The sequence below is a fragment of the Pontibacterium sp. genome, assembly GCF_041587635.1.
Classification (GTDB): domain Bacteria; phylum Pseudomonadota; class Gammaproteobacteria; order Pseudomonadales; family Balneatricaceae; genus Pontibacterium.
This window is the reverse complement of the sequence record NZ_JBFGYC010000471.1, coordinates 1-3,166: the sequence shown is the minus strand read 5'-3', so window position 1 is coordinate 3,166 and position 3,166 is coordinate 1. Positions and strand designations below refer to the sequence as shown.

Here is a 3,166-nt window from a genome sequence, read left to right as displayed (position 1 = left end):
GAATGCACCCGGAGGAATCAACTGACCGTGCTCATCCTGATAACGGATCAACACCTCGTAATGCCGCAGATCTTCCTGTTGTAAGCCAACAATATCCTGCACATATAAACAGAACCGGTTGTGCTCAATGCCTTCATGAATGCGACTGACCCATTGCGCTTCGTCCTGACGGCGCTGTGAGGTTTCATCGTCCTGATAGAACTGAACCCGATTCCGTCCCAGCTCTTTAGCCATATAACAGGACGTATCGGCGCAACTCATCACCTCGGCGATTTCCGGCGAGTGATCATCAATACATACCACACCGATGCTGACCGTAATCCGGAAAATATTCTCCCCCCAGCCAAACACGCTGTCCTCCACCGCCGAGCGCAACTTTTCAGCAACACGGACCGCCTCTTGAGGGGTACACAGCTCAAGCAAGACCGCAAACTCATCGCCACCCAGACGTGAAACCGAATCGTTTCGACGAACATGAGACTGAATCAAACCACCAATTTGACGCAACAGTTGATCTCCGGCCATATGCCCGCAACTATCGTTGATCACTTTAAACTGGTCGATATCGAGGAAAAATACAGCGTGCTGAGTGCCCGCTCGGCGCACGCCTTTGAGCATCACATCTAATCGTTGTTCAAATTCATAGCGATTAATCAGGCCTGTGAGCATGCAATGACGGGCCTGATGATCCAACTGTTCACTGAGTAGATGGGAGCTGGTGATATCTTCCTGTGTGCATAGGTACTGGGTAATTTTTCCGCTCTCATCTTTCAGCGGAGAAATTACCACCATCGCCCAATACAGTTCTCCGCTTTTGCGGCGATTCTGCATCTTTCCGCGCCACTCGCGGCCATTGGAGATACGGTGCCAGAGTTGAGCGTAGAAGGATTCCGAGTGTTTTCCCGAACGTAAAATACGTGGCGTTTGCCCCAGTACTTCTTCAGCACTGAAACCCGTCACATGGGTAAAGCGGGGATTAACATACGTCAGACAGGCGTCAGCATCGGTAATCATGACCACACTGGCACACTGCTCTACTGCTACGGAGAATTTTTTCAGTTCTTCCTGCGAACGTTTGAATTCAGTGATGTCACGGGTCACTGCCAGATGTGCGGATACCCGCCCGTCTTCATCCAGCAACGGCACGGCATGGGTTTCGACCCGTTTACGCGCGCCCTTCAATCCCATTACATCATATTCCATGATGCCGGACTCACCTTTGAATACCCGTTCATTGAATGCGATGTAGTCAGCGCGATCATCGTCTGCAATCAGGTCATACACATTGGCGTAACGCACCTGCTCAATGGAATCGGCTTCGACAATTTTCAAACCGGCCGGATTCATATCCAGCAATTCCCCGTCTGCCGCCACGGTTTTAATGCACTCAGGATCAGAATCGATGATTCGCTTCATCATCGCACGCTGTTCTTTCAGCTCCATATTCTGATATCGGTAACGTAATAGAATCATCCGCAGGACAACAGCCCCACCAATAATCAGCAGCGAGAAAAACGAGCGGAAGTAGAGTTCTGTGGCAGACGGCGTGATCAGTTGCTCAAAAATGGAACCTTCACCCACGATGAACACATCCACTAAGGGGTCAAGAATCCAGACCAGCACACAAGCGACGGCAGCCAGTAAAAATAGGCGTGTACGAACAAAATCGCTCAGCAAAAAATCTGACGATCGTTTAATGAATCGATGCAACAGGCAATACTCGAAAAGAAACCTTCCCCCTCATCCCTGACCCCTAAAACCGATCCCTTAATAGACACCACAAGAACGCGATTATGCCACAAGGCATAAAAAATTAGATTTTTATTACTATGAGATATTTTCACGCCTTTCACCCTCTACCCACTCATCCACTCACGCGTCGAAAAATCCCATGATGTGCTAAACTCGCCGACTAAATTTTGATGACCGGTAGCACCGCAGATGGAAATTTTATCCGTCCCTCAGGGACAATTTCAGCTAAGCCGTTTTCCCCGCCGTAAACAGGAAAAACTAAGGGCCTGGGATGCCGCCGATGAGTACCTTTTGCAACAGGTCGCTGACGAACATCTGCTCAACGATGGTTGCCGGATATTAGTGCTTAACGATCAATTCGGTAGTCTCGCGGTTGCTTTGCATCAATACCGTCCGACCGTGATCTCAGATTCCTGGTTGGCGCATGCAGGTATTAGAGGGAACCTTAGCGACAACAATATTCCAGCAGATCAAATCAATTTGCTGGATAGCCTCTCAGCCCCCGAAGATCAGTTTGACCTTGTGTTGATCAAAGTGCCAAAAAGTCTGGCGATGCTTGAAGACCAGCTCCACCGTTTAAGGTCTCACCTGAAAGAGGGTAGCCGCGTTATTGCGGGTGGTATGGTGAAAGGAATTCATACATCAACGCTTAAACTGTTTGAGAAGCTGATCGGCGAAACCCATACATCTTTGGCCCGGAAAAAAGCGCGGCTTATTTTCCCCCAAGTGGATTGCAACATCACACCCGCAGCATCCCCTTATCCATCCAGCTACGTTTTGGAAAACAGCGTACATCGGATCTATAACCACGCCGGTGTTTTCTCCCGCGACAGTTTAGATATAGGTACGCGTTTTTTCCTCAGCCACCTGCCCACGGATGATCGCTATCAGCAGATCGTCGATCTCGGCTGTGGTAATGGCGTTGTCGGTCTGATGGCAGCCGAAAAAAACCCGGCGGCTGAGCTGACATTTGTAGACGAGTCTTTTATGGCGGTGGCGTCCGCTAAGCTCAATTTCGAAACAGCGTTTAGCGACACTCGCACCGCACGCTTCTCTACGACAGATTGTTTGCAAGGCGTGCCACGCAACAGTGCTGATCTGGTGTTAAATAATCCGCCATTTCATCAGCAGACGGTCGTAGGCACTCACATCGCCAATCAGATGTTTCGAGAATCCCGCGCCGTATTACGCGAAGGAGGAGAGCTCTGGGTCATTGGTAACCGTCATCTGGGTTATCACATCACGCTGAAGAAGCTCTTCGGCAATTGCGAAACGGTTGCCAGCAACAAAAAGTTCGTTATTTTACGTGCTCGCAAATAACGCACTTAAGGAAGGTGCAAATAAGTCCTGTGGCGACTCTGGTTTTCGGGAAGGTTCACAATCAAGGAAGTACTTTGCCGTAATACCCAAGGGG

Annotated in this window: 2 protein-coding genes; one reads left to right on the top strand and one right to left on the bottom strand. The window is 49.6% G+C overall.

What is annotated here, in order from left to right:
- The coding region (locus ABYW01_RS17630; RefSeq protein WP_372835301.1) for a diguanylate cyclase at positions 1–1,677 on the bottom strand (1,677 nt) is incomplete at its 3' end.
- 264 nt (positions 1,678–1,941) lie between these two features.
- Between ABYW01_RS17630 and ABYW01_RS17625 the strand changes: the two genes are divergently transcribed.
- Positions 1,942–3,072 (top strand): methyltransferase, encoded by a 1,131-nt coding sequence (locus ABYW01_RS17625; RefSeq protein ID WP_372835298.1) that lies wholly within the window; start codon positions 1,942–1,944, stop codon positions 3,070–3,072.
- Positions 3,073–3,166 lie beyond the last annotated feature (94 nt).

Bases quoted from the DNA above. Each gene is read 5' to 3' on its own strand.
- ABYW01_RS17625 (WP_372835298.1), top strand. From the start codon at position 1,942: ATGGAAATTTTATCCGTCCCTCAGGGACAATTTCAGCTAAGCCGTTTT.